The sequence below is a fragment of the Paraburkholderia sp. J12 genome (assembly GCF_905220215.1).
In the GTDB taxonomy this organism is placed as follows: Bacteria; Pseudomonadota; Gammaproteobacteria; order Burkholderiales; family Burkholderiaceae; genus Paraburkholderia.
The window spans coordinates 335,077-358,723 of record NZ_CAJMZC010000003.1 but is presented as its reverse complement, the minus strand read 5'-3'; the positions used below and the strand labels follow the sequence as shown (position 1 = coordinate 358,723).

Genomic DNA, 23,647 nt, shown 5'->3' with positions numbered 1-23,647 from the left:
CCTCGCGCCGGGCCTTACACGGCCATTTCGGGCGGCGCGCGGCGGAAGCAGCGCGTGATCCAGCCGAGGTAGGCGAGACCCAGCACGAACCAGATGGCGCCGAGGATCAGCGCGGTCTTTTCGAGGCTGCACAGGAGCCACAGATCGGTGATGGCACCGAGCAGCGGGAACACGAGTCCGCCGAAGAAGCCGAAGCCGCGCGTCTTTTCGCCGCCCGCGAAGTACTGGCGGATCACGCAGAGGTTCACGGCCGTGAACGCGAGGAACGCGCCGAAGTTGATGAACGAGGTGGACGTGGCGACGTCGAGCTTCAGCGCGATCAGGCCGATGGCACCCGCAATCGCGATGTTGATGGCCGGCGTGCGGAAACGCGGGTGGATGAAGCCGAAGATCGACTTGGGCAGTACTTCGTCGCGGCCCATGGCGTAGAGCAGACGGCCCACGCTTGCCTGCGCCGAGATGCCCGAGGCGAACTGCGCGAGGATCAGGCCCGCGAGGAAGATCGAGACGAAGATATCGCCGCCCACCTTGCGCGCGATTTCGAACGCGGCCGAATCCGGGTCCTTGAACACGGCGCCCGGGTGCGCGAGCTGCAACGTGTACGCGGCGATCACGAAGATCGCGCCGCCCACCAGCGCGATCAGCACGATCGCACGCGGGATGGTCTTTTCAGGCTCGATGGTTTCTTCGGTGAGCGTAGAAACCGCATCGAAGCCGAGGTACGAATACGCCGCGATGGCCGCACCCGCCATCGTGGCCGAAAGCGGCACGTGCGGCTGGAAGAAGGGCTGCGCGGAAGCGAGGCCGCCGGGGCCGGCCGCGGCCGACGCATAGTGGCAGCACAGCACGACGAACATCGCGACGATCACGAGCTGCACGATCATGAGGACGATGTTGAAGCGGTTCGCGAGTTCGATGCCGAGGATGTTCAGGCCGCTCGTGAGCACGATGAACGCGACGATCCAGATCCAGGTGGGCACGCTCGGGAACGCTGCGCCGAGATAGGCCGCGCCGATCAGCCAGATCACCATCGGCAGGAAGAAGTAGTCGAGCAGCGTGGCCCAGCCGATCATGAAGCCGAGGTGCGCGTTGAAGGTCTTGCGCGTGTACGTGTAGGCGGAGCCGGCCACGGGGAAGAGGCGGGCGAGCTTGCCGTAGCTGAACGCCGTGAACACGATCGCGACGAGCGCGATGAGGTAGGCGAGCGCGGCGGTGTCCTGGCTCGCGCCGGCGAGCACGCCGTAGGTGCCGTACACGATCAGCGGCGCCATGTAGGCAAGGCCGAAGAGCAGCACGGACGGCAGGCCGAGTGCGCGTTTGAGATGAGGTTCGTGCGCGCCGGCTTGACCGGGTGCGGCCGGAGGGGCTGAGGGCTTCATGATGCGGTTGTCTCCATGGGTACTGCTGTCTTGCGTGCGAATGCGGCACGCCATGGCCGTCGCTTCGAGGGCGGCGGACCACGGTAAGCCGGGCGGGAATCCGGTACGGTCGATTTGCGGCTGAAAACGCGTAGGCGCCTGAAGCGCGCGGATAGCGCGCGCGTTAAAGCGTGTGCGTCAGGGCGCGTCAGGACTTGTTAGCGCGAACGGATCTTCAGCGAGCGACGTCCTTGTGCGTCGTTCTCGTCGGCGAGGCTCAGCGCCACGCGTGCATCGTGTACATAGCTGTAGTGCTCGCGGCTTTGCGCGAGCAGCGCGCGATCGGCCGTGACGTCCAGCACCGTGTCTTCGTTCTTCAGTTCGGCGAGCACCTCGCCGAACGGGCTCACGAGCGCCGATTCGCCGGGGAACGTGAGGTTGTCGTCGCCGTTGCCCACGCGGTTCACGAGCGCGGCGAACACCTGGTTCTCCATCGCGCGCGCGACGATCGCGCGGCGATGCACGGGCCCGTACGGGTCCATGTTGCCGTTCGTGACGATCAGCATTTCGGCGCCGAGGTGGCCGAGCGCACGGGCGCCTTCGGGGAATTCGATGTCGTAGCAGATCAGGAGGCCGACGGTCATGCCCTTGAATTCGCAGACCTCGAAGCGGTCGCCGGGCGTGAACACGCCGACGTCGGTGGCCCACAGATGCGTCTTGCGGTAGCGCAGCGCGATGTCGCCGCGTTCGTCGATCAGGACCGTCGTGTTGTAGAAGCGCTCGCCTTCGCGTTCCGCGAGACCCACGGCCACCGCCACCTTGGCGGCGCGCGCGGCGTCGCGCACGGCGGTGAGCGACGGGCCTTCGATAGCCTCGGCCACGTCGCGCACGTTGTCGCGCGTGGGGAAGCCGGTGAGGGTGGCTTCCGGGAAGACGACGAGGTCGGTGCCGGCGCGGCGCTTGCCGATCGTGTCGATCACGCGGGCGAGGTTGGGGGCGACGACGCCGTCTTCGAGCGGAATCTGGGCGAGTTCGAGTTGCATGGGCTGTCTCCTTCCACTCCACACGCGCGTTGCGGTGGTGCCTGTTTCTGCGGGCTCGCGAGCGGCGGGACCGACAAAAAAGGCCGCTCGTGTTTCTGAGCGGCTATTATCACCACGTTATTTTTGTCCAGAAATTCCCCAACCGGGGTACCCTGATCGGAGGACCCATGGAGCAGGACTGGCAGGACCGGGCGTTCCATCATCACATGGCGACCCTGATCGATGCCCTCGACGGCCCCGACTTCTGGACCCGCCTGACCCGCGTCATCGAGCGTTATGTGGCCTTCGACAACTGGGTCGCGCTCGTCTTCATGCGCGATCGCGCGCCCTTCGTCTGCGCCGAATCGCCGATGCCCGACGGCACCGTGGATGTCTTGTTCCGCGCCTATCTGGAGGGGATGTACCAGCTCGATCCATTCTGGATCGCGGCCTGCGAAAGGCCGCGCACGGGGCTCGTCACGCTTGCCGAAGTCGCGCCCGACAACTTCCGCATGACGGACTACTACCAGCGCTACTTCAAGAGCAACATCATCGGCGACGAGGTGCAGTTCAATCTTCCCCTCGACGCGCAGCGCACGCTGATCTTCTCATTCGGTGCAAAGCACCATTACACGGAGCGCGAGATTGCGCAGTTCGCGCTCTTCGCGCCGTGGGTCGTGGCGCTCATGCGCCAGCGACTGCCTTATGAGCATGGCGATCAGGGCGGTTCGGAGGCGCTGCCTGCCGAGGAAGCCGCCGTGGCGGCGCCGGGTCGCGAGCGCGACGACGCGCGCCGTTTCGAGGCCGTGGCGCAGCAAAGCGGGCGCATGCCGCTCACGGCGCGCGAAATCGAAGTCGTGCGCCTGAGCCTGAGCGGCTTTTCCACACGCGCGATTGCGGAGCGGCTGGAGATTTCGTTCGAGACCGTGCGGGCGCACAAGAAGCATATCTACGCGAAGCTCGGCGTGAGTTCGCAGTCGGAGCTGTTCGCGCTGTTCTACGAGACGGGCGCTCACGAAAGCGCGTGAGTACAGATTGCCCGACGCGTTGCGCTGTTGCCGTGTAGCGCGCTTCAGAACTCGACGAGCGCGAAATCTTCCTTGCCCACGTCGCAGAGCGGGCAGCGCCAGTCGTCGGGCACGTCGGTCCAGCGCGTGCCGGGGGCGAGGCCGTCGTCGGGAGCGCCGGCCGCTTCGTCGTACACCCAGCCGCAGATTACGCAGACCCATTGCTTGAAGCGGTTGTCGATGGAGGCATCGTTCGCGGCGCCTGTGTTTTGCGGCGCGGCGGCGTTATCGGCGTCGCCGGCGTTGTGGTCGGCGCGTGGCGTATCGAGTGCGACCACGATCGGCGCCGAGGTGCCGCCTTCGCGCGCGGCCAGTTGCGTCGTGAGTGCGGCGAGGAGTTTCGCGGCTTCGTCGGCGGTGAGATCGATCCAGTAGGGATCGCCCGCGCCGTCGTTCAGGCGTTCCGGTGAGAACTGGATTTCGAGTGCGACGCCTTTCTTGTACATGGGCAAATGCGGAGAGCGGGCTGCCCCGCGCGGGCCGGCTTCAGAGGAAGTAGCGGGCCGCGAGCGACACGGCCAGCCCGCTCGCGGCGATCAGCACCAGCATCTGGAGCAGCGAGATCGACTTGTTCGAGGGGGCGGCCGCGTTGGCAGGGACAGGGTTACGGGAAGTCGTGTTCATGGTGCGTTGGGTCGCGCAGGAGGTTGAGTCGAATGGGCGCCCGGAACGGCGCGCGGCGCGAGAGTTTCGCACGTTTTTTGCGCTCGCGGGGGCGATTCGGGGCTCGCTGCGCGCAGCGGTCGCACGGGCTCGTCCATGACGAGCGGGGGCGTTGGCGCTGCACCACGGCCCCGATTATCGCCGCGAATCGGGCGCCGATTCGTGAACGGGCGGAGATGGACTATTTCCCGATGGTCAGCATCGGTCCCGGGTCAGGAGGCGTGCAGCCACTTGTGCTCGACATACGAGAAGACCCAGCACACCGGCAGGGCGCACAACATGCCGAGCGTAACGGCACCGCAGCGGAACAGCGCGACGTCCCAGATGGGACCTTGCGTGGGCACGAGCAGCACGATGGTGGTGGTGATGCCTGCCAGGCGCGCGGCGGTGCTGACTTTCAGGCACCAGCACGCGACGATCACGATGGCCACGGCCGCGAGATAGACCCAGAGGTTTTCGGTGCCGAGCATGGCCGCCGCGAAGCCGCACACTCCGCCGGCCAGCGCGCCGATGAACTGGTCGCGCGACTGGCTGAGCGTGTCCGCGTAGTCGTGCTGCGTGACCGCGATGGCGGTGATGGCGGCCCAGAACGCCTGCTCGGCATGCACCGCATGGCCGATGCCGTAGGCGAGGCCCGCGCCGCACACGGCGCGCAGCGCCATCAGCACGCCTTGCGCCGCGCGGTTCTTGAGCGGCAGGCTCTTGAGCGCGCTGAGCGCGGACTGCTGGAGCGACGAAAGGTAGGCGAAAAGGTTCTCTTGCGGATCTAGCATCGCGGGCGTCGGGCTTGGGGCGGGTGAAGGTGCCGCCAAGGATATCAAGTCCGCGCCTTCTCACGCGAGATTGCGCGGCGGCGTGCTTTCGGTCCCGCTTCGGTGCTTGCGCCGCCCGCTTCGGTTTCGCTCGCGGCATCGGGCAGGCAATGCTTGCGCAACTGCCGCGCCGCATGGCGCAGGTCGCGTTCGATCGCTCGCCGCACGCCTTCGGCGTCTCTGCGTTTTAGGCGGCGCATCAGGCCGTCGTGCGCGTCGTTGAGCGAGGCGGCGAAACCCGCGTCGTCGAACAGCAGGTTCGAGATCGGCCCGACCTGCAGCCAGACCGTCTCGATCAACTCCACCAGCAGCCGCGAACCGCACGCGCGATAGAGCCCAAGATGGAAGTCCTCGTTGGCGTCCAGATAGCGCGCGGGCTTGTTCTGCGCGAGCGCTTCGGCCATCTGCGCGCACAGCGTATCGAGCTTTGCGATTTCGGCATCGGTCAGACGCGACGTGGCCAGGCACGCGGCTTCGCCTTCCAGCATCACGCGCACGTTCAGCACGTCGTCGAATTGCGCGTGCGTGAGCTGCGGCACCACCACGCCGCGATTGGGCAGATTCACGAGCGCCGATTCGGCGGCGAGGCGCACGAGCGCCGCGCGCACCGGCATCTCGCCCACGCCCAGTTGTTCGGCGAGCGCGTGAATGCGCAGCCGCTCGCCCGGCACGAAGCGGCCGAGGCTCAGCCAGCGGCGCAGCGTCGCGTACGTCTCGTCCTGCAGCGATTGATGCGCGCGCGTTTTCATTGCCGTGCGCCGCTCACTTCAGTTCCGCCACGCATGCGTCGAATGCTTCGAGCAGCCGCTCGATATCGGCGGTGGTGGTGTCCGGGCAGACGAGCATCATGTTGTGGAACGGCGTGATCAGCACGCCGCGGTTGAGCAGATACAGATGGACGATGTGCTCCAGTTCGTCGTCCATCGCAGCGCGCGCTTCGGTGCCGTTGCGCGGCGGCGCCGTGCAGAACTGGAACTCGGTGCGCGCGCCCACGCGCGTCACGCACCACGGCAACGCATGGCGGGCGATGGCGGCGGTGAGGCCATCGGCGAGGCGCGCTGCGAGCGCGAACATGTGCTCGTAGGCAGCGTCGGTCATCACTTCGGTGAGCGTGGCGCGCATCGCGCTCATCGAGAGCATGTTCGCCGTGAGCGTCGTGCCGATGCCCGAGTGGCCCGGCGGGGCGTCGAGCTTGGCCTGTTGCGCGCGCGCGGCGAATTCCGCTGAAAAGCCGTACACCGCGCACGGCACGCCGCCGCCCACGGGCTTGCCGAGCACGAAGAGGTCCGGTTCGATGCCGTGCGCGTGCGCATAGCCGCGCGGGCCGCTGCTGATCGTATGCGTTTCGTCGATGGCGAGCAGCGTGCCGTAGCGGCGCATCAGCGCCTGCGCCTCGCGCCAGAAACCGGGTTCGGGCAGCACCATGCCCACGTTGGTCATCGCCGGTTCGGCCAGCACGCAGGCCACTTCGCCGTCGGCCAGCGCGCGCTCCAGCGCGCCGAGGTCGTTGAACTCCACCACGCGCGTGTACGGCAGCAGATCGTGTACCTGGCCCAGCAGGCTTGCACGCTGCGTGGGCAAGCCGTCGACGAGATCGACGAACACGTCGTCCACGGTGCCGTGGTAGCAGCCGTTGAACACCACGATCTGCCGGCGGCCCGTGGCCGCGCGCGCCCAGCGCAGCGCGAAGCGGTTCGCGTCGCTCGCCGTCATCGCGAACTGCCAGTACGGCAGGCCGAAGTGTTCGGCCAGTGCCTCGCCCACCACGGCGGCGTCCTCGCCCGGCAGCATGGTCGTGAAGCCGCGCTCTGCCTGCGCGGCGAGCGCGCGGCCCACCGGTTCGGGCGCGTGGCCGAACATCGCGCCCGTGTCGCCGAGGCAGAAGTCGGCATAGCGGTGGCCGTCGGCATCGGTGAAGGTCGCGCCGCGCGCGGTTTCGACGTAGAGCGAGAAGGGCGTGGACCAGTCGTTCATCCAGTGCAGCGGCACGCCGAACAGCAGATGCTGCGCGGCGCGGGCCGAAAGCGCCTGCGATTTCGGACGCGCGGCGATGAACGCTTCGCGTTCGCGTGCGAGAACGCGCTGCGCGCGGTCCCAGTTCACGCCTTGACGGGTTGGCATGGGGGCGTCTCCTGTGTAGCGCGGCGCACGTCGAATGGCATGTGCCGCGAGATTTGATCAAATCATCGCACGGGAAATAGGGGAAAGTAAATTTGATCAAATTTACGGAAACGGGGATCGAATACGGTCGCTCATGGCGTCTTGCCCGCAGCGCCAAAGAAAAAGGCGCGATGCCGGATTGCATCGCGCCTTTCGAGCCGTGCGAGCCGCGAGGCCCGCATGCGGTCTTTACTTCCGGTCGATCGAGAACTTGCCGGGGCCGGTCACGGCAAGCGCCAGCAAACCGCCCGCAATGCTCACGTTCTTGTAGAAGTTGATCATGTTTTCCATCTGCTCCATGCCGGTCTCGTTCCAGAAGTGATGGCCGATGAGCGCGGTGCCGATGGTGTAGAGGGCGAGCAGTACGGCGAGCGGTCGCGTGTAGAAGCCCACGACGATCAGGATGCCCACGCCCAGCTCCATGACGACGGCGATGATGGCCGAGAGCATCGGCGCGGGCGCGCCAACATGCTCCATATAGCCCACGGTGCCCGAAAAGCCCGTGATCTTGGCCCAGCCGAACAGCACGAACAGGGTGGCGAGCAGGATGCGCGAGATGAGCAGGACGACGTCGTTGCCCTGGCCGAACAGGTTGTATCGCATGGTTTTCTCCGATGGGTTGTTGCAGTTCGAGTTGCTTGTGCGAGTTGCTTCTTTTGGGTTGTTGCGCCGTTTGTCGCGTTTATCGCGTTTGCTGCGTTTGCCGGGAGAGAGGCCCGCCGGGCCTCCCCCACAGCCTACGCAATCTGGCGCGTTACGACCAGAGTTCCGAGACTTCGTTGTTGCGCAGGTCGAAGACCAGCACCTCGGCATCCAGGCCGTCGCCGAACGTGAGCGTGCGCTCGTCGCGGATGCGCGCGCCGTCGCCTTCGGCCAGTGCCACGCCGTTCACGCTTACGCCGCCGCGCGCCACGTGGACATAGGCGTAGCGCTGGGCGTCGAGTTCGAGCGTCGCGGTTTCGGCGCCGTCAAAGCGGCCTGCATAGACCCGCGCGTCCTGACGCAGCAGCAGCGAATCGTCTGCGCCGTCCGGCGAGAGGATGAGGCGCAGCTTGCCGCGCTTTTGCGCATCGGCGAGATTCTTCTGCTGGTAGCGCGGCTGCGCACCCTTCTCGTTCGGCGCGATCCAGATCTGCAGGAAATGCACCGGTTCCGCGGGCGAGTGGTTGAACTCGCTGTGCGTGACGCCCGTGCCGGCGCTCATCAGCTGCACGTCGCCCGGCACGATCACCGACCCCGTGCCCATCGAGTCCTTGTGCTCGAGCGCGCCTTCCAGCACGTACGAGAAGATTTCCATGTCGCGGTGCGGATGCTTGCCGAAGCCGCGCGCCGGGGCCACGCGGTCGTCGTTGATCACGAGCAGGTCGGAGAAGCCGATCTGCTTCGGATCGTAGTAGTTCGCGAACGAGAACGTATGACGCGAGCTGAGCCAGCCGTGTTCGCCGCGCCCGCGTTGATCGGCCTTGCGAAGTTCCATCATTTCGACCTCCGTTGATCGTGTTCGATTGGATGGACGTCAGTTTAGGTCAATCTGGTTGATTATAATGACCGCAAAAACCGACTCACTGTCGCGTTAAAGTGGACAATGGCGATGCAACTCGACGACATGCGAATCTTCGTGGCGGCCGTGGACGCGGGCAATTTCACGGCCGCCGCCCATCGCCTGCGGCTTTCCAAGCAGTTCGTGAGCCGCCGCGTGGCCGCGCTGGAGGCGAGCCTGGGTGCGCGGCTGCTCGTGCGCAATACGCGCAATCTGGCTGTCACGGATCTCGGGCAGGATTTCTACGAGCGCGCGAAGCGCATTCTGGCCGAGGTGGGCGAGGCCGAAGCGGCCATGTCCGCGCGTCGCACCGAACCGCGCGGCCTTTTGCGGGTGAGCGCGCCGATGTCGTTCGGCCTCGCGCATCTCTCGCCGCTCGTGGCGGAATTTCTGCGCGCGCATCCGGATGTCCGCTTCGACATGGATCTCAGCGATCGCACCATCGATGTGATCGGCGAGGGCTTCGACATGGCGCTGCGCATCGGCCGGTTGCAGGACTCGACGCTGGTGGCGCAAAAGCTCGTCGACGTGCGCATGATCGCGTGCTGCAGTCCGGGCTACCGGCGGCGCCATCGCGAGCCCGCCACGCCCGCGGACCTCGCGGACCATGCCTGCCTGCCCTACGGTCAGGAAGGGCGCGCGTCATGGGATTTCATCGTGGATGACGTGCGCATGCCGTTCGACGTGCAGGGGCCGCTGCGCGCGAACAACGGCGAAGTGATCCGCGATTCGGCGATTGCGGGGCTCGGCATCGCCTATCTGCCCGACTTCATCGTGGCGGGCTCGGTCGATGCGGGGCTGCTCGTGGAGGTGCTCGTGCCGTTCATGCCGCCGCCCAACGCGTTACATGCCGTTTATCCGCAACATCGCGAAGGTTCCGTGACGATCCGGGCTTTTACGCAATTTCTGCGAGAGCGGCTCAGCGCACGTGCGGCGACTGCGCGCGGCGGGGCGTTATGACGCGGCAGGCGAGGCGCCGGGAAGCCCGGAGAGGCCTTGCGGAAGGGCGGTTGCATCCGCATTTACCGACAAGCGGACGCTCAAGCGTCGCGCCGTTATGGAACCTCGCGCGAGTTCATCCATCACAACGAAGGGGCGCATCGGCGGGGGACATGAGTCCCGATGTCGCAGTTTCGTTGTATGCTCGACGCCCCGACGGTTGCGCGGGCCCGCCTCGAAGAGGCGCAAACGGCCGCGGGACGGCGCTTTGGCGGCTTCTATCGGGGCCGATAGGGACAGACAATACCCGCGATCAAAGCAACCAATTTTTCAAACGGACGCGATTCCCGTAAATTTCGTCCATACCTTTTCCACCCCAGAGCGAGGAATCAACGCATGTCTCTCATCAACACGCAAGTCAAGCCGTTCAAGGCCACCGCTTACCACAACGGCAAGTTCGTTCCGGTTTCGGAAGAGAACCTGCTCGGCAAGTGGTCGGTCGTCGTGTTTTACCCGGCTGACTTCACGTTCGTGTGCCCGACGGAACTCGGCGACCTGGCTGACCAGTACGCTGAATTCCAGAAGCTGGGCGTTGAGATCTACGGTGTGTCGACCGACACGCACTTCACGCACAAGGCATGGCACGACACGTCGGATACGATCGCCAAGATCCAGTACCCGCTCGTCGGCGACCCGACCGGTGCGATCACCCGCAACTTCGACGTGATGATCGAAGAAGAAGGCCTGGCACTGCGCGGCACGTTCGTGATCAACCCGCAAGGCGAGATCAAGCTGTGCGAAATCCACGACAACGGCATCGGCCGCGACGCCAAGGAACTGCTGCGCAAGGTGCAGGCTGCGCAATACGTCGCATCGCACCCGGGCGAAGTCTGCCCCGCCAAGTGGACGCCGGGCGCTGAAACGCTGAAGCCGTCGCTCGACCTCGTCGGCAAGATCTAAGCGTCGTATGACCCATGCGATCGCCCCGATCGCATGACGCTGAAATCCCATTGAGCTGTTAATCCGGGCCGCGCCTTCGCGGTTCGCGGCCCGGACGCCTCGCTGCTGCCTCACTGCCGTTTCGCAAGGCGGCAGAAATGCCAGGCATTACTTAGCATTCCCCCGCTTCTTCTCTAGCCGGAAAATAAACGCCATGCTCGACGCCAATCTCAAGAGTCAACTGAAAAGCTACCTGGAAAAAGTCACGCAGTCGATCGAGATCGTTGCGTATCTGGACGACGGCGAGAAGTCGCAGGAGCTGCAGACCTTGCTGCAGGACATTGCCTCGCTCTCGGATCGCATCAGCTACGAAGAACGCCGTGGCGCCGCTGCCGGCGACGCGCGTACCCCTTCGTTCGACCTGAAGCGCGCGAACTCGGACGTGAAGGTCACGTTCGCGGGCATTCCGATGGGCCATGAATTTACGTCGCTCGTGCTTGCGCTGCTGCAAGTGGGCGGCCACCCCGTCAAGCTGGAAAACGACACGATCGAACAAGTGCGCTCGCTCGACGGCGTGTTCTCGTTCGAAGTCTACATGTCGCTCACGTGCCAGAACTGCCCGGAAGTCGTGCAGTCGATCAATGCAATGGCGGCGCTGAACCCGAACGTGCAGATCGTCACGATTGACGGCGCGCTGTTCCAGGATGAAGTCGAGAAGCGCCAGATCATGGCCGTGCCGACCCTCTACCTGAACGGCGAAGTGTTCGGCCAGGGCCGCATGGGTGTCGAAGAGATTCTCGCGAAGCTCGACACCGGCGCGTCGGCGCGTGCGGCCGACAAGCTGAACCAGAAGGATATTTTCGACATGCTGATCGTCGGCGGCGGCCCCGCCGGCGCCGCGGCCGCGATTTACGCGGCGCGCAAGGGCATTCGCACCGGCGTGCTGGCCGAACGCTTCGGCGGCCAGGTGCTCGACACGATGGCGATCGAGAACTTCGTTTCGGTGAAGGAAACGGAAGGGCCGAAGTTCGCGGCAGCGCTGGAGCAGCACGTGCGCGCCTACGAAGTAGACATCATGAACGTGCAGCGCGCCGAAGCGCTCGTGCCCACGGGCAACGGCTTCGAAGTGCGCACGGCGAGCGGCGCGACGCTGCGCGCGAAGAGCGTGGTGCTGGCCACGGGCGCGCGCTGGCGCAATGTGGACGTGCCGGGCGAGCAGGAATACCGCAACAAGGGCGTGGCGTACTGCCCGCACTGTGACGGCCCGCTCTTCAAGGGCAAGCGCGTGGCCGTGATCGGCGGCGGCAACTCGGGCGTGGAAGCGGCCATCGACCTCGCCGGTATCGTGAGCCACGTGACGCTGCTCGAATTCGGCGCGCAACTGCGTGCGGACGAAGTGCTCCAGCGCAAGCTGCGCAGCCTGCCGAACGTCACGGTGCACGTGAACGCGCAGACTACCGAAATCGTCGGCGACGGCCAGAAGCTCACGGGCCTCGCGTATCTCGAACGCACGACGGGTGAAAAGCGTCACCTCGAACTCGAAGGCGTGTTCGTGCAGATCGGCCTCGTGCCGAATACCGAATTCCTCAAGGGTACGGTGGCGCTGTCGAAGCACGGCGAGATCGAAGTGGACGCGAAGGGCCAGACGTCGGTGCCGGGCGTGTTCGCCGCGGGCGACGTGACCACCGTGCCGTTCAAGCAGATCGTGATCGCCGTGGGCGAAGGTGCGAAGGCATCGCTCGGCGCGTTCGAATACCTGATCCGCTCGTCGGCGGATGCGGAAGAAGATGCGAAGGTGGCGGCCGCCGTGGCCTGAGCCTTGCGCTTGGCGCAGTTAGTAGTCTCTCTTTGATACGCCGGCTTATGCCGGCGTTTTTTTGCGTTCGGGCAGTGACTACCCCCGCGCCGCAATCTCCTTCCTCCACCCGTCGATGATCTTCGCCGCGAGCGCCCCATAGTCGCCGTCGAAGTGATGGCTGCCGTTCGTCTTCACGATATCGATGCCGGTGTTCACAAGCGCCGGACACAGCGTGTCCTTTTCATCCTCGCCGTACACGCACTGCACGATCGCCGGGGGCACCTTCGCGAGCTCGGGCTGCACGGGCAATGCCTTGTCGCTGGCGGGCATGCCGAGCCATCCCGTCACGCGGATCTGGAAATCGGCGCTTGGCGCGAAGCCCAGCAGCGACATATACGAGACCTTCGCGCGCAGCGCATCGGGCAGACGGTTGTAGGCGAACGGCATGACGTCCGCGCCGAACGAGTAGCCCACCAGCGCAATGTGCTTCGCGTGCCAGCGCGCGCCATACGTCTTGATCACGCGCGCGAGGTCGCGGCTCGTCTGCGCGGGCGACTTCTCGCTCCAGAAGTAACGCAGCGAGTCCCAGCCGACCACGGCGATGCCGTCCCTCTGCAGCGCCTCGGCGATGGTCTTGTCGAGGTCGCGCCAGCCGCCGTCGCCGGAGATCACGATGGCCAGCATGTCGGTCGGATGCGCGGCGGGCAGTTCCACGAGCGGCAGGTCGGAGACGTCTTCCTCGTTTTCGGACGACGCGCGCAGATGCGGCGCGGCGAGCGCCACGAGCTTGTCGCTGTCCGCGAGGCTCTGCGCGAACGCGCGCGGCTCCGGCGCGTTGGCCGCTGCGCCGCTCGCTGTCCTGGTATCCGCTGCGCCCTTCGCGCTCTTCGTCACGCCCCGTTCGAAAAAGCCCGGCAAGCCCTTGCCCCGGCTCAGTTTCGGATCGGCGGCGCAGGGCGCAAAGCGCGCGTCGAGCGTTTCCGCCGGGTCGAGCGAGACGGCACCGGCCAGCGTGTTCGCGGGCGCCTGTTCGAGCATGCGCTCCGCGATCAATGCTCCCTGGCCGCTGCCGATCGCGATCGGTGCGAAGTATTGGCTCGACTCCTGTTGCCGCTCCAGTTGATGGCCGATCGCTTCGGCGTCGCTATAGAGCCGGTGGCAGCTTTCCTGCGTGATGGCCGCGAGGTTCTGCGCGTAGCGCGACGTGTCCACGCCCACCACCATCGCACCATGTTGCGCGAGCGCGTCGGCGCGTGCCTGGTCGTTGTCGGTCCAGTGATCGCTCGCCGAGAACAGCACGGCGAAGCCGCGCATCGGTCCGACGGGTTGGGTGACCGCGACGTCGCCATAGCGTCCGCCCGGCACGTGGGTGATGTTCGCCGGCGCGGGATTGAGCGTGGCCGAGGCGGTGGCGCACGCCAGCGCAAGAGACAAAGCGGCGCCTGCCGCGGCGAGGCGCGGCAGCGTGAACAAACGATTCTTCATGAGCGCCGGCCTCCAGCCAGCAGGGAAAGATCGGCGAGGGTGATGAACACGCTGATCGAGCCCGAAGCGGCCAGATAACGCGGTTCCCAGCGCGGCGCGAACTTGTTCTTGAAGCCGCGCAGCCCCCGGAAGTTGTAGAACTTGCCGCCGAAACGCCAGATCAGGCCGGCGAGGCGGTGCCACGGCGAGGCGAGCGGCGTCGGGCCCATGCCCGAAAGCGGCGCCATGCCGAGCGAGAGCGCCTGATAGCCGGCGCTCTTGAGGTGCAGCGCGAGCTGCGTGAACAGATACTCCATCGCGTAGGGCGACGCGCCCGGCAGATGGCGCATCACACCCACGGTCGCCTCCGTGTTGAGGTCGGTGGTCATGAAGGTGACGAACGCGAGGGGCTCGCCGTGCTGGCGCACGAGCAGCACCGACTGGGCGGCGAGGTAGTCGTCGTCGAATGCGGCCACCGAGAAGCTTTTCTCGCGGGCGTCGCGGCTATCGAGCCAGGCGTCCGAGATCTCGCGCAGCAGCGGGAGATGGTCCGCCATCTGTGCGCGGTCGATCTGCTCGACGGCGAAGCCGTCGCGTTCGCCGCGCTTGAGCGCATAGCGCAGATGCGCGCGCTGCGGTCCCTTGAGGTCGAACTCCTGGAGCATCACGCGCGCTTCTTCGCCGAGCTTCATCAGCGTGAGGCCGGCGTCGAGATAGAGCGGCAGCGCGTCGGCGCGCACCTGGTAGAAGGCGGCGCGTCCGCCGTGCCGGTGCGCGAGCGTGACGAAGGCGCGGATCAGCGCGGGCCATTCGTCGCGCGGACCGACCGGATCGTGCAGCGCGGCCCACGTGCGGCCGCGCTTCGCGTACATGAGGAACGCGTTGCGCGAGTCCGAGAACAGGAAGTTCTTGTCGCCCATGAGCGCGAGGCCCGCGTCGCTGCGCTCCTGGGCGCGCACGATGCGCGCGGCTTCGGCGAGATCGATGTCCGCAGGCTTTACGAAGCGGCCCGCTGCCGGTCGCATCAATTGCCACGATGCGAGCGCGGACGCGAACACCACCGCGCCGAGCGTGGCACGCAGCGCGCGCGGCGCGCGTTCGTCGAAGGCGAATTGCCACCACAGATGTTGGGAGTACTGTACATCGCGGAAGGCGAAGAGCAGCACCCACACGGCGAGCGCGATCACGCAACCCACCGAGGCGAGCCAGCCCGGCGTGAAGCGCTCCGCGAACAGCGAGGAATGTCGGTTGAAGCGGCCGCGCGTAACGAGGAGCAGGACGATCAGCACGCACAGCACGCCCGCTTCCACGAAGGCGAGGCCCTTGGCGAGCGAGAGTGCGAGATTGGCAAAAGCGATCAGGAGTGCGAGCCACCATGCGGCGTCCAGACGCCGCAACAGGCCGCGTGCCACGAACAGCAGCAGCACGCCGAACAGGCTGCCGAGCAGTTGCGAGCTTTCGAGCACCCAGAGCGGCAGGAAGGTTTGCAGCAGCGCGATGCGGTGGCCGAATGCGGGCGTCGCGCCCGAGATCACGAGCATGCCGCCGGTGACGAAGGTGACGATTGCGAGAAAGAGCGGCGCGAGCTGGGAGACGCCGCTCGCGCCGCGCCGGGCCAGCTGGGTCCCGAGCTGGGTGCCGAAGGTCGCCCCAAGGGGGCCGGCCAGCGCGCGGCCTTCGAACGCGGCGAGCAGCGCGGCGGAGAGCGCGAGCGGCGCGCCGAAGTAGATCGCGCGATAGGCCACGAGCGCGGCGATCACATGTGAGGTGGGGACGCTCGGGCCGAGCGCGTAGACCATCGCGGCTTCGAACACGCCGATGCCGCCCGGCGTGTGGCCGATCAGGCCGAGCAGCATGGCGGCGCAATAGACGGTCAGGAAGTCGCCGAAGCCGAGCTGCGCATGCGGCAGCACCGACCAGAGCGCGAGCGCGGCACCGACGACGTCGAGCGCCGCGAGCAGCAGCTGCGCGACGAGATCGCGCCGCGCGGGCACGGCGAAGCGCAGCCAGGTGCGCCCCAGAAGCTCGATTTCACACGTGCTCGCAGGACAGGCGGCTACGAGCGCGGCGCCGCACACGAGGAGCGTGCCGCCGATCCCGCGTAGCGCAGCGGCCGAGAGCGGCAGGAAGCCGGCGAGCGTGCCGGCGTCGCAGACCGTGCCGAGCGCCGTCATCAGCGCGAGGGCGAACGCCAGCGAGACGCTTGTGAACACGGTCATGCGGCCGACCTGAGCGGGCGTCACGCCCGCGCTGCCGTAGATGCGGCAACGCACGGCGCCGCCCGTGAGCGCGCCGAAGCCGGTGACGTTGCCGAGCGCCGAGCCGGCGATGGCGCCGACCCAGAGCGCGCCGCGCGAGACCTGCATGCCGAGGTAGCGCAACCCGACGGCATCGCGCCCCACCAGCGCGGCGAAGCTGACGGCGGTGGCCGCGAGCGCACCGGCCCATTCGGCCGGGGCCATATGCCGGAGCTGGCGGATCACCGAGCGGTAGTCGACGGACTGCGACAGATGCTGGAGCACGACGAGCAGCAGCGCGCCGATGCCGAGCACGAAGACGGGCGCGACGAAGCGCTGCGGGCGCAAGGCGTCGACGCGGCGCCGTAGCGCCGCGGCGGCCTGCATCGCGCGCGAAGGTGGCGAATGAGGCATGGATCGGTCCGGCGATTCTCAAATGCCGCCGTCTTGCCTGAATGGCTTCCCCGTTGGCGGCATGATGTTTTTGTATGGATCCCGTAGCGGCGCAGGGTGCCGCGCGACGCTACACCAAAACGTAAACGTTTGGTAAAGGACTGGTAAAAGTCAGCAAACGCTTCGGAACGCCATGTGGTTGACCCGGCGGGTGAAAAAAATGGTGCGAGCGGCAGCACGTTTGCTAATGAACTGGTCAATACCGGTAAGTCTTGCGCCCTTCGCATTCACTTTGGCTTTCGGTATTTTTAATTGGGCCGGATGTGATGTTTGCAGTCGATCCTGAATTGGAAAGGAAACCTGGGAGGTCGATCCGACAAGGCTTTCAGCCCGCCGTGTCAGCGGATTATTGCCGCCGCGGATGCAATTTTTTGCGAGACGTACCGTTAATGGCTGGCGTCTCTGTTAACAATTTGAGACATCCGTTTTAATCTTTTTACTTCGCTCTCCCGGAGAGTTAGTCTCATAGGACGTAGTGACGTCGTAGTCATGTTTCATCGGGCCAGGAGAACGACGTGAACAGAATCGCCTTGACTTCTCTCTCGCTGGCGGCGCTCGGCGTTGCGGGCATGGCTCATGCCCAGAGCAGCGTGACGCTGTACGGCACCATCGACACTTCGATTACCTATATCAATCACGCCCAGGGCGACCATAACCAGTGGTCGCTCGGCAACAGCAGCAACGGCAACCTTTCGGGCTCGCGCTGGGGCTTGAAGGGCGCCGAAGATCTCGGCGGCGGCCTGAAAGCGATCTTCCAGTTGGAAAACGGCTTCAACCCGTCCACCGGCGGACTCGGGCAAGGGGGCCGGATCTTCGGCCGCCAGGCGTTCGTCGGGCTGACCTCGGAGCAGTACGGCTCGCTCACGCTGGGTCGCCAGTACGATCCGCTGATCGACCAGGTGCAGGGCATCACCGAAGACAATTACTTCGGCTCGGCCTTCGCGACGGCCGGCGACGTCGACAACTACGACAACAGCTTCCGCGTGAACAGCGCGATCAAGTACACCACGCCGGTCTTCAGCGGGCTGCAGGCCGAGGTGATGTACGCCTTCGGCGGCGTGCCCGGCGCGACCAGCGCCGAACAGGCCTGGGCCGGCGCGGTGGCCTACAACAACGGGCCGCTCTCGCTCGCAGGCGGCTACTTCTACGCGGCGAACAGCCAGGCCACGCTCGGGCTGCGCACGGACGGCTGGACCAGCACCTCGGACGGCACTTTCGACGGCCCGATCAACACCGGCTACGCGAGCGCACACTCGCTGTCGATCGCGCGCGCCGCAGCGCAGTATGCAATCGGCCAGTTCACGCTGGGCCTCGGCTACAGCAATTCGCAGTACGCGCCGGACGGCAGTTCCGTGTTCCGCGACACCGAGAAGTACAACACCGGCCAGGGCTTCGTGAACTACCAGTTGAGTCCGGCGCTGCTGCTCGGTCTGGGCTACAGCTACACGCACGCGACCGGCGATACCTCGGCGAGTTACCACCAGGTGTCGATCGGCGCCGACTACAACCTCTCCAAGCGTACCGACATCTATATGACGGCGGCCTGGCAGCACGCGAGCGGCGAAACCGGCGACGGCTCGGGCGGCTCGATGCCGGCGGAGGCGTCGATCGGCTCTTACGGCTATTCGGGCACGAATACGCAGACCATGGTGAATCTGGGCCTGCGCCACAAGTTCTGACGCTGTCGCTGCATCTCGCATGGCATTGCCCCAGCAACGAAGCCGGGCACACCGTAAAGGCGGTGTGCCCGGTTTTCGTTTGGGGGCGGCGGCCGGCGCGGGGCGGGCCAGGCCAGGCGCTACTGTGCCTCAAGGCGCTTCGGCTCAGGGCGCTTCGGTGCCCTCAACGTCCGCGCGCGAGCAGGAAGGGCCATGCCGCGAGCCGCGCGAAGGCGCTCAGCACCCCCGACCGTGGCCGCCACGCGCTCGTGAGCGTCACGCGTGCCGGAGCGTCGGCGTCCGTGCTGAGCCAGATACGCTCGCCGCGCGCAAGCCGCAGCGTTTCGCCGGGATTGAGCCAATGGTCGTACGGCGAACGCGCGCGAGTCACCCAAACCTGCGCGCCATAGACGCGCAGGAGGCTATCGGCGGCGAGCCGCCACGTGAACGTCTGCCCCTGAGGCACCGCGAAATGCAGCGACTGGGCCGGCAACGGCGTGGGTAACAGCGCGTCGTGAAGTTCGTGATCCCGGTTGCCCGGCGTGCCGTGCGGCGTGGAGTGGGCGCCGCCGCGCGAGCGTTGCGCGCCGAGGCGCGCGAGAGAGCGGGAGTATCGAGAAGCGGCCTGCTGTGAAGCGTCATCCATCGTGTTCTCCGTCGGTTTCTGGCCGGACGGCGACGGGACAGTGATACCCAGAAAAACGAAAGCCCCGTCGATGCCGGCGGGGCTTGTGATCTGCGTGGACAGACTGCTCGAACTGCTAGTACGCACACACTCCCCATGGCTGAACCGTTCGGTTCATCCACGGGTGATTTTTCGTGGTCGGGAAGAGGGACGAAAAGGTGCGCATGAATCGAGTGTGCGGGGAAGGGCCGCTCGTTGTCAACCCGGCTGTCAACCTGAAAGGTGCGACGGACAGGATTGCGGTGTCTTCGGCGTACCCGTCATCGTGCCCCTTGCCGCGGGGGGCGATTTCCTCCAGGATGGGTTGTTTCCAGGATTAATTGGCGGACGGACAGGCGGATTGCTGCGGGCATCGACCTCGCGAATCCACTCAGACGGCCCTGCGAGTGCGGACCTCCCTGAAGCGAATGTTGCGAGCGCACAACGGTATCTGATATATCACATACAGAATATTGCTTTGTGCCGCGTTGCAGCATATGATTCAGTCATGCGATGACTCAATCATGTGGAGCTTCAAATGGATTTCGTTTCTCTCGCGCTCTTCGGCGTGGCTGTCGTGGGGCTGGGCGCCGCCGCTACCGTGTTGATCGCCCGGTGGCTGCCGAAGTCGGCAATCGAGCAAGCCTCGGAGCATGGCCGCTTTGCCGGCCTCGGCGAGGAACCGGTTGCGGCTGCGGCGGTTGCTCGCCCGCGGGTCCGCAAAGAGGCAATGAATGTCGTCAGAACTTCAAACTGAAGCCGTAGCTCTCACTTCCGCAGCGTCGCTCAAGCTCGCGCTGCAGCCGATCAGCGCCACGCTGAGCTTGCGGGATCAGGCTTACGCGATGCTGCGCCAGGCGATCGCGGACGCCGATATCTATCAGTCGCGCGAGGAAATCCGCCTCGACGAGCGCGTGCTCAGCGAAACGCTGGGGGTGAGCCGCACGCCGGTGCGCGAGGCGATGACGCTGCTCGAACAGGAGGGCTTCCTGCGCATGGTGCCGCGCCGCGGCATCTATATCGTGCGCAAGAGCAAGCGCGAGATCGTGGAGATGATCCAGATGTGGGCCGCGCTGGAGAGCATGGCCGCGCGTCTCGCGACACTTCACGCGAGCGACGAGGAAATCGCGAAACTGCGCCATATGTTCGACAGTTTCCGCGACAGCACGCCCGCGGAGCATATTGCCGAGTATTCGGACGCCAATATCGCCTTTCACCAGGCGATCGTGGAGCTTTCGAAGTCGCAGGTGATCCTCGACACCATCAAGAACATCTTCGTGCACGTGCGCGCGATCCGGCGCATGACGATTTCGCAGAGCGACCGGGCGTCGCGCTCGATCGTGGATCACCTGCGCATCATCGAGGCGCTCGAAAAGCGCGATACCGAACTGGCCGAAAAGCTCACGCGCCAGCATTCGCTCGATCTGGCGGCGTACGTCGAGAAGCATTGCGATTTTCTCGACTGATCTGAACCGTTTGCGCTGAAAACCCTTGCGGGAGACCTTCGGGTCTCCCGTTTTGCTTTGTGCGGCGTGCGCGCAACGGGCCGGGTGCCGATATCGGCATCGGGGTTTTCCTGTGTCGCCTCCCTCTTGCCGTTCATTGATATATCACATACTGTATTGAAAACGCCGCTGCCGCTTCGATGAACGATCCGACGCTGGCGCGCGACAGCAACCCCACCGATTTTCGAAAACTCGTCCGGCCACGATCAACAAGGAGAGACGACATGGGCAAGGCATTGGACGGCGTGCGCATCCTCGATTTCACGCACGTACAGTCGGGTCCGACCTGCACGCAGCTGCTCGCATGGTTCGGCGCCGACGTCATCAAGGTGGAGCGCGTCGGCGCCGGCGATGTCACGCGCGAGCAGTTGCGGGACATTCCGGACGCGGACAGCCTCTACTTCACGATGCTCAACGGCAACAAGCGTTCGGTCACCATCGACACGAAGAATCCGCAAGGCAAGCGCGTGCTCGAACGGTTGATCCGCGACTGCGACGTGCTGGTGGAGAACTTCGCGCCCGGCGCGCTCGATCGCATGGGGTTTGGCTGGGAGCACATCCAGGCGTTGAATCCGCGCATGATCGTGGCCTCGGTGAAGGGCTTCGGCCCCGGACCTTATGAGGACTGCAAAGTGTATGAGAACGTGGCGCAGTGCGTCGGCGGCTCGGCCTCGACCACCGGCTTCGACGATGGACCGCCCGTGGTCACCGGCGCGCAGATCGGCGACAGCGGAACGGGCCTGCATCTCGCGCTCGGCATCGTCACGGCGCTCTTCCAGCGCGTGCACACGGGCCGCGGCCAGAAGGTGCTCGCGGCGATGCAGGACGGCGTGCTCAACCTGTGCCGCGTGAAGCTGCGCGACCAGCAGCGGCTCGAGCGCACCGGCGTGATGAAGGAGTATCCGCAGTATCCGAACGAAACGTTCGGGGACGCCGTGCCGCGTGCGGGCAATGCTTCGGGCGGCGGTCAGCCAGGCTGGATCCTCAAGTGCAAGGGCTGGGAGACCGATCCGAACGCCTATATTTACTTCATCGCGCAGGCGCCGGTATGGGACCGCATCTGCAAGCTGATCGGCCGCGAAGAATGGATCGACGATCCGCGCTATGCCACGGCGAACGCGCGTCTGCCACACCTGAAAGACATCTTCGCGGAGATCGAGCACTGGACCATGAAGCGCACGAAGTTCGACGCCATGACCGTGCTCAATCGCTACGACATTCCGTGCGGCCCGATTCTCTCGATGAAGGAGATCGCCACGGACGAGTCGCTGCGCGCGAGCGGCACGATCGTGGAGGTCGAGCATCCGGTGCGCGGCAAATACCTCACGGTCGGCAACCCGATCAAGCTCTCGGACAGTCCCACCGAAGTCACGCGCTCGCCGCTTCTCGGCGAACACACGGACGAGGTGCTCGCCGAGTTCGGCTACTCGGGCGACGACATCCAGATGCTGCGCGCAGCCGGCGCGATCTGAACCACGACGGAGCGAAGCATGGATACCTGGATGCGCTTGATGGCGAACGACGGCAGCATCGTGTTCGGCCGCGTCGAGAACGGCTATCTGCACGAATACGAGGGACTCGATCAACCGGTGCCCACCGGCGCGGTGCTGTCGCTGCGCACGCTCACGCTGCTGGCGCCGTGCGCGCCGGGCAAGGTGATCGCCCTCTGGAACAACTTTCATGCGCTGGCCGCGAAGCTCGAGAAGCCGGTGCCGTCACATCCGCTCTTTCTGATCAAACCGGCGGAGTCGGTGATCGGATCGGATGTGCCGATACTTCGGCCTGCCCACTATGAGGGGAAAATCGTCTTCGAAGGGGAGCTCGGCATCGTGATCGGCAAGCGTTGCCGCAACGCGAGTGAGGAAGAGGCGGAAGCCGCGATCTTCGGCTACACAATCGTCAACGACGTCACGGCCGCGGGCCTGATTACGGAAAATCCGCACTTCCCGCAATGGTGCCGCGCCAAGGGTTTCGATACGTTCTGCTGTATCGGGCCGGCCATCGTGTCCGGCTTCGACTGGCGGCGCGCACGCGTGGTGACCCGGCTCGAGGGTGTCGAACGCCAGAACTATCCCCTCGACGACATGGTGTTTTCGCCGCGCGAGCAGGTGAGGCTCATTTCGCAGGATCTCACGCTGGAGCCCGGCGACGTGATCGCATGCGGCACCTCGCTGGGCGTGGGTTCGATCGGTGCGGGCGCAACGGTCGAGGTCTCGATCGACGGCATCGGCGTGCTGGTCAATACGCTTGCTGGCGAGCGCGCCGGCACGCAGGCGGGCGTCGCGGCCGAAAGCGCCTTCTGAAATAGCGTGAGAGCCCGCGCGGTGCGACCACCGCGCAAGGAGCGGCGATGCCGGAGCAACTGGTTGGCGAAGTCCTTTGGCTGGGCGGTAGCCTGCTGTTCGCGTGGCTGACGTGTGCGCTTGCACAGTTGGCGGCGCCGCTGTGGATTTTGCCGCATGGGCGCGCGTCTGCCCGGCGAGGCTGCGTGCGGCGAGATCTCGATGCGCACCGGCACAGGGTGGCGTTCGCTCTTTGCCTGGCTTTGCTGTCGATGGTCCCGCCGGTCTCGCTGGCGGCCGCGCTCTCGCCTACTGCGTGGGCGATGGGCGCTGCCGGAGCGGGGGCGATGACGGGGTTGGGGCTTGGCAGCCGGTGGGATCTGCGCTCGCATGCGGCGACGATTGCAATAGTCGCTGGGCTCGCCGGGATGGCTGCAATGGGCAGCGGCTTCGTGAGCTTTCTTGCAGGGCAGGCTCAATGGCTGGCGCAGCCCGAGTTACGCGTTGCGCTCTTCTGCACCGTGAGTTCGGGCGCGGCGCTGATGGGCGCCGCAGCGGCGGCCTATTTTGTCCGCGGCGGCGTGCCTTTCCCTCGGGGCGGTCGCGCAGTTCATTGCATGGCGCTGCTGCTTTGCGCAGTGCTCGGTTACGGCTTCGTCACAGCGGGGGCGAGCGGGCAATCCGGCCTTTCGGCGCTCGTCGCGGCAGCCGTGCTGAGCGGCGCGCTGGGTGCACGTCTCATGACCGGCGGCGGACGGTGGCATCGATCTGCTTCGCACACCCGCTTCACCATGACGCCGCCGCACGCGGTTGCCGGCTCTAGCCAGGCGCGCGCTATGGGCACGCCGTTGCTGCCCAGCCTGGCAGGCATCCCCGACGACCTTCTCGTCGAAGCCTGCAGCGGTGGCTCGTTCGAACCTGGGTGTCTCTATGGCCACCTGCCGGCTTACGGCGGAGAGCCGTCGAGGTTACGGCACTACGCGGGACCCGACCGTACAGCACGGCGGCGCAGCCTGCGTCACGCACGCGGAGTACGCCGGGGGCCGCATTAAGGCGCGCTGGAACGGCAATCCGCTACAGCAAGAT

22 protein-coding genes are annotated in these 23,647 nt (G+C 65.9%); 10 read left to right on the top strand and 12 right to left on the bottom strand.

What is annotated here, in order from left to right:
* Positions 1-14: 14 nt before the first annotated feature.
* Both U5760_RS10395 and U5760_RS10390 read right to left on the bottom strand, forming a co-directional pair.
* A complete protein-coding gene (locus tag U5760_RS10395) occupies positions 15-1,379 on the bottom strand; it encodes an APC family permease (RefSeq protein ID WP_322011530.1) in 1,365 nt (454 codons plus the stop codon).
* A gap of 197 nt (positions 1,380-1,576) precedes the next feature.
* On the bottom strand, positions 1,577-2,401 hold the full coding sequence (locus tag U5760_RS10390) for a carbon-nitrogen hydrolase family protein (protein WP_322011528.1): 825 nt from the start codon (positions 2,399-2,401) through the stop codon (positions 1,577-1,579).
* Positions 2,402-2,568: 167 nt separating this feature from the next.
* On the opposite strand from U5760_RS10390, the gene U5760_RS10385 reads away from it, so the two are divergent.
* Positions 2,569-3,408: a helix-turn-helix transcriptional regulator gene (locus U5760_RS10385; protein ID WP_322011526.1), complete on the top strand. Its 840-nt coding sequence runs from the start codon at positions 2,569-2,571 to the stop codon at positions 3,406-3,408.
* A 44-nt stretch (positions 3,409-3,452) separates the two neighbouring features.
* Here U5760_RS10385 and U5760_RS10380 read toward each other — a convergent pair whose 3' ends face one another.
* From U5760_RS10380 to U5760_RS10350, 7 genes are all read right to left on the bottom strand, one after another.
* Positions 3,453-3,893 carry a rubredoxin gene (locus tag U5760_RS10380; RefSeq protein WP_322011524.1) on the bottom strand — a complete coding sequence of 147 codons (441 nt, stop codon included), beginning with the start codon at positions 3,891-3,893 and terminating at the stop codon, positions 3,453-3,455.
* 40 nt (positions 3,894-3,933) lie between these two features.
* Positions 3,934-4,071: a hypothetical protein gene (locus U5760_RS10375; RefSeq protein ID WP_322011523.1), complete on the bottom strand. Its 138-nt coding sequence runs from the start codon at positions 4,069-4,071 to the stop codon at positions 3,934-3,936.
* A gap of 251 nt (positions 4,072-4,322) precedes the next feature.
* Positions 4,323-4,883 (bottom strand): FUSC family protein, encoded by a 561-nt coding sequence (locus U5760_RS10370; protein WP_322011521.1) that lies wholly within the window; start codon positions 4,881-4,883, stop codon positions 4,323-4,325.
* Positions 4,884-4,927: 44 nt separating this feature from the next.
* A complete protein-coding gene (locus U5760_RS10365; protein WP_322011520.1) occupies positions 4,928-5,671 on the bottom strand; it encodes a GntR family transcriptional regulator in 744 nt (247 codons plus the stop codon).
* Positions 5,672-5,684: 13 nt separating this feature from the next.
* Complete coding sequence (locus tag U5760_RS10360; protein ID WP_322011519.1) at positions 5,685-7,043, bottom strand: aspartate aminotransferase family protein; 1,359 nt, start codon at positions 7,041-7,043, stop codon at positions 5,685-5,687.
* 228 nt (positions 7,044-7,271) lie between these two features.
* Positions 7,272-7,685, bottom strand: a complete 414-nt coding sequence (locus U5760_RS10355) for a DoxX family protein (RefSeq protein WP_322011518.1) — start codon at positions 7,683-7,685, stop codon at positions 7,272-7,274.
* A 151-nt stretch (positions 7,686-7,836) separates the two neighbouring features.
* Entirely contained in the window at positions 7,837-8,562 is a 726-nt protein-coding gene (locus tag U5760_RS10350; RefSeq protein WP_322011517.1) for a pirin family protein, read from the bottom strand.
* 111 nt (positions 8,563-8,673) lie between these two features.
* Here U5760_RS10350 and U5760_RS10345 point away from each other — a divergent pair, with 111 nt between their 5' ends.
* From U5760_RS10345 to ahpF, 3 genes are all read left to right on the top strand, one after another.
* A complete protein-coding gene (locus tag U5760_RS10345) occupies positions 8,674-9,582 on the top strand; it encodes a LysR family transcriptional regulator (protein ID WP_322011516.1) in 909 nt (302 codons plus the stop codon).
* Between the two features lie 375 nt (positions 9,583-9,957).
* On the top strand, positions 9,958-10,521 hold the full coding sequence (ahpC, locus tag U5760_RS10340) for an alkyl hydroperoxide reductase subunit C (RefSeq protein WP_322011515.1): 564 nt from the start codon (positions 9,958-9,960) through the stop codon (positions 10,519-10,521).
* Positions 10,522-10,714: 193 nt separating this feature from the next.
* Entirely contained in the window at positions 10,715-12,316 is a 1,602-nt protein-coding gene (gene ahpF, locus U5760_RS10335; protein ID WP_322011514.1) for an alkyl hydroperoxide reductase subunit F, read from the top strand.
* A 78-nt stretch (positions 12,317-12,394) separates the two neighbouring features.
* Here ahpF and U5760_RS10330 read toward each other — a convergent pair whose 3' ends face one another.
* Positions 12,395-13,783: a virulence factor family protein gene (locus U5760_RS10330; protein WP_322011512.1), complete on the bottom strand. Its 1,389-nt coding sequence runs from the start codon at positions 13,781-13,783 to the stop codon at positions 12,395-12,397.
* On the bottom strand, positions 13,780-16,413 hold the full coding sequence (mprF, locus tag U5760_RS10325; RefSeq protein ID WP_415914073.1) for a bifunctional lysylphosphatidylglycerol flippase/synthetase MprF: 2,634 nt from the start codon (positions 16,411-16,413) through the stop codon (positions 13,780-13,782). Before mprF ends, U5760_RS10330 begins: the two co-directional genes overlap by 4 nt.
* 554 nt (positions 16,414-16,967) lie before the next feature.
* Between mprF and U5760_RS10320 the strand changes: the two genes are divergently transcribed.
* Positions 16,968-18,131 carry a porin gene (locus U5760_RS10320; protein WP_322011510.1) on the top strand — a complete coding sequence of 388 codons (1,164 nt, stop codon included), beginning with the start codon at positions 16,968-16,970 and terminating at the stop codon, positions 18,129-18,131.
* 163 nt (positions 18,132-18,294) lie between these two features.
* Here the strand turns inward: U5760_RS10320 and U5760_RS10315 are convergent, their stop codons facing one another.
* Entirely contained in the window at positions 18,295-18,756 is a 462-nt protein-coding gene (locus tag U5760_RS10315; RefSeq protein ID WP_322011508.1) for a DUF2917 domain-containing protein, read from the bottom strand.
* Between the two features lie 556 nt (positions 18,757-19,312).
* On the opposite strand from U5760_RS10315, the gene U5760_RS10310 reads away from it, so the two are divergent.
* The 5 genes from U5760_RS10310 (at position 19,313) to U5760_RS10290 (ending at position 23,613) form a co-directional block, all read left to right on the top strand.
* Positions 19,313-19,531, top strand: coding sequence for a hypothetical protein (locus tag U5760_RS10310; protein WP_322011506.1), 219 nt, complete (start codon positions 19,313-19,315; stop codon positions 19,529-19,531).
* Positions 19,509-20,240 (top strand): GntR family transcriptional regulator, encoded by a 732-nt coding sequence (locus U5760_RS10305; RefSeq protein ID WP_322011504.1) that lies wholly within the window; start codon positions 19,509-19,511, stop codon positions 20,238-20,240. The genes U5760_RS10310 and U5760_RS10305 overlap by 23 nt, the downstream gene beginning before the upstream one ends.
* Before the next feature lie 263 nt (positions 20,241-20,503).
* A complete protein-coding gene (gene frc / locus U5760_RS10300; RefSeq protein ID WP_322011503.1) occupies positions 20,504-21,751 on the top strand; it encodes a formyl-CoA transferase in 1,248 nt (415 codons plus the stop codon).
* An 18-nt stretch (positions 21,752-21,769) separates the two neighbouring features.
* Positions 21,770-22,582 (top strand): fumarylacetoacetate hydrolase family protein, encoded by an 813-nt coding sequence (locus U5760_RS10295; RefSeq protein WP_322011501.1) that lies wholly within the window; start codon positions 21,770-21,772, stop codon positions 22,580-22,582.
* 47 nt (positions 22,583-22,629) lie between these two features.
* Complete coding sequence (locus U5760_RS10290; RefSeq protein ID WP_322011500.1) at positions 22,630-23,613, top strand: hypothetical protein; 984 nt, start codon at positions 22,630-22,632, stop codon at positions 23,611-23,613.
* Positions 23,614-23,647 lie beyond the last annotated feature (34 nt).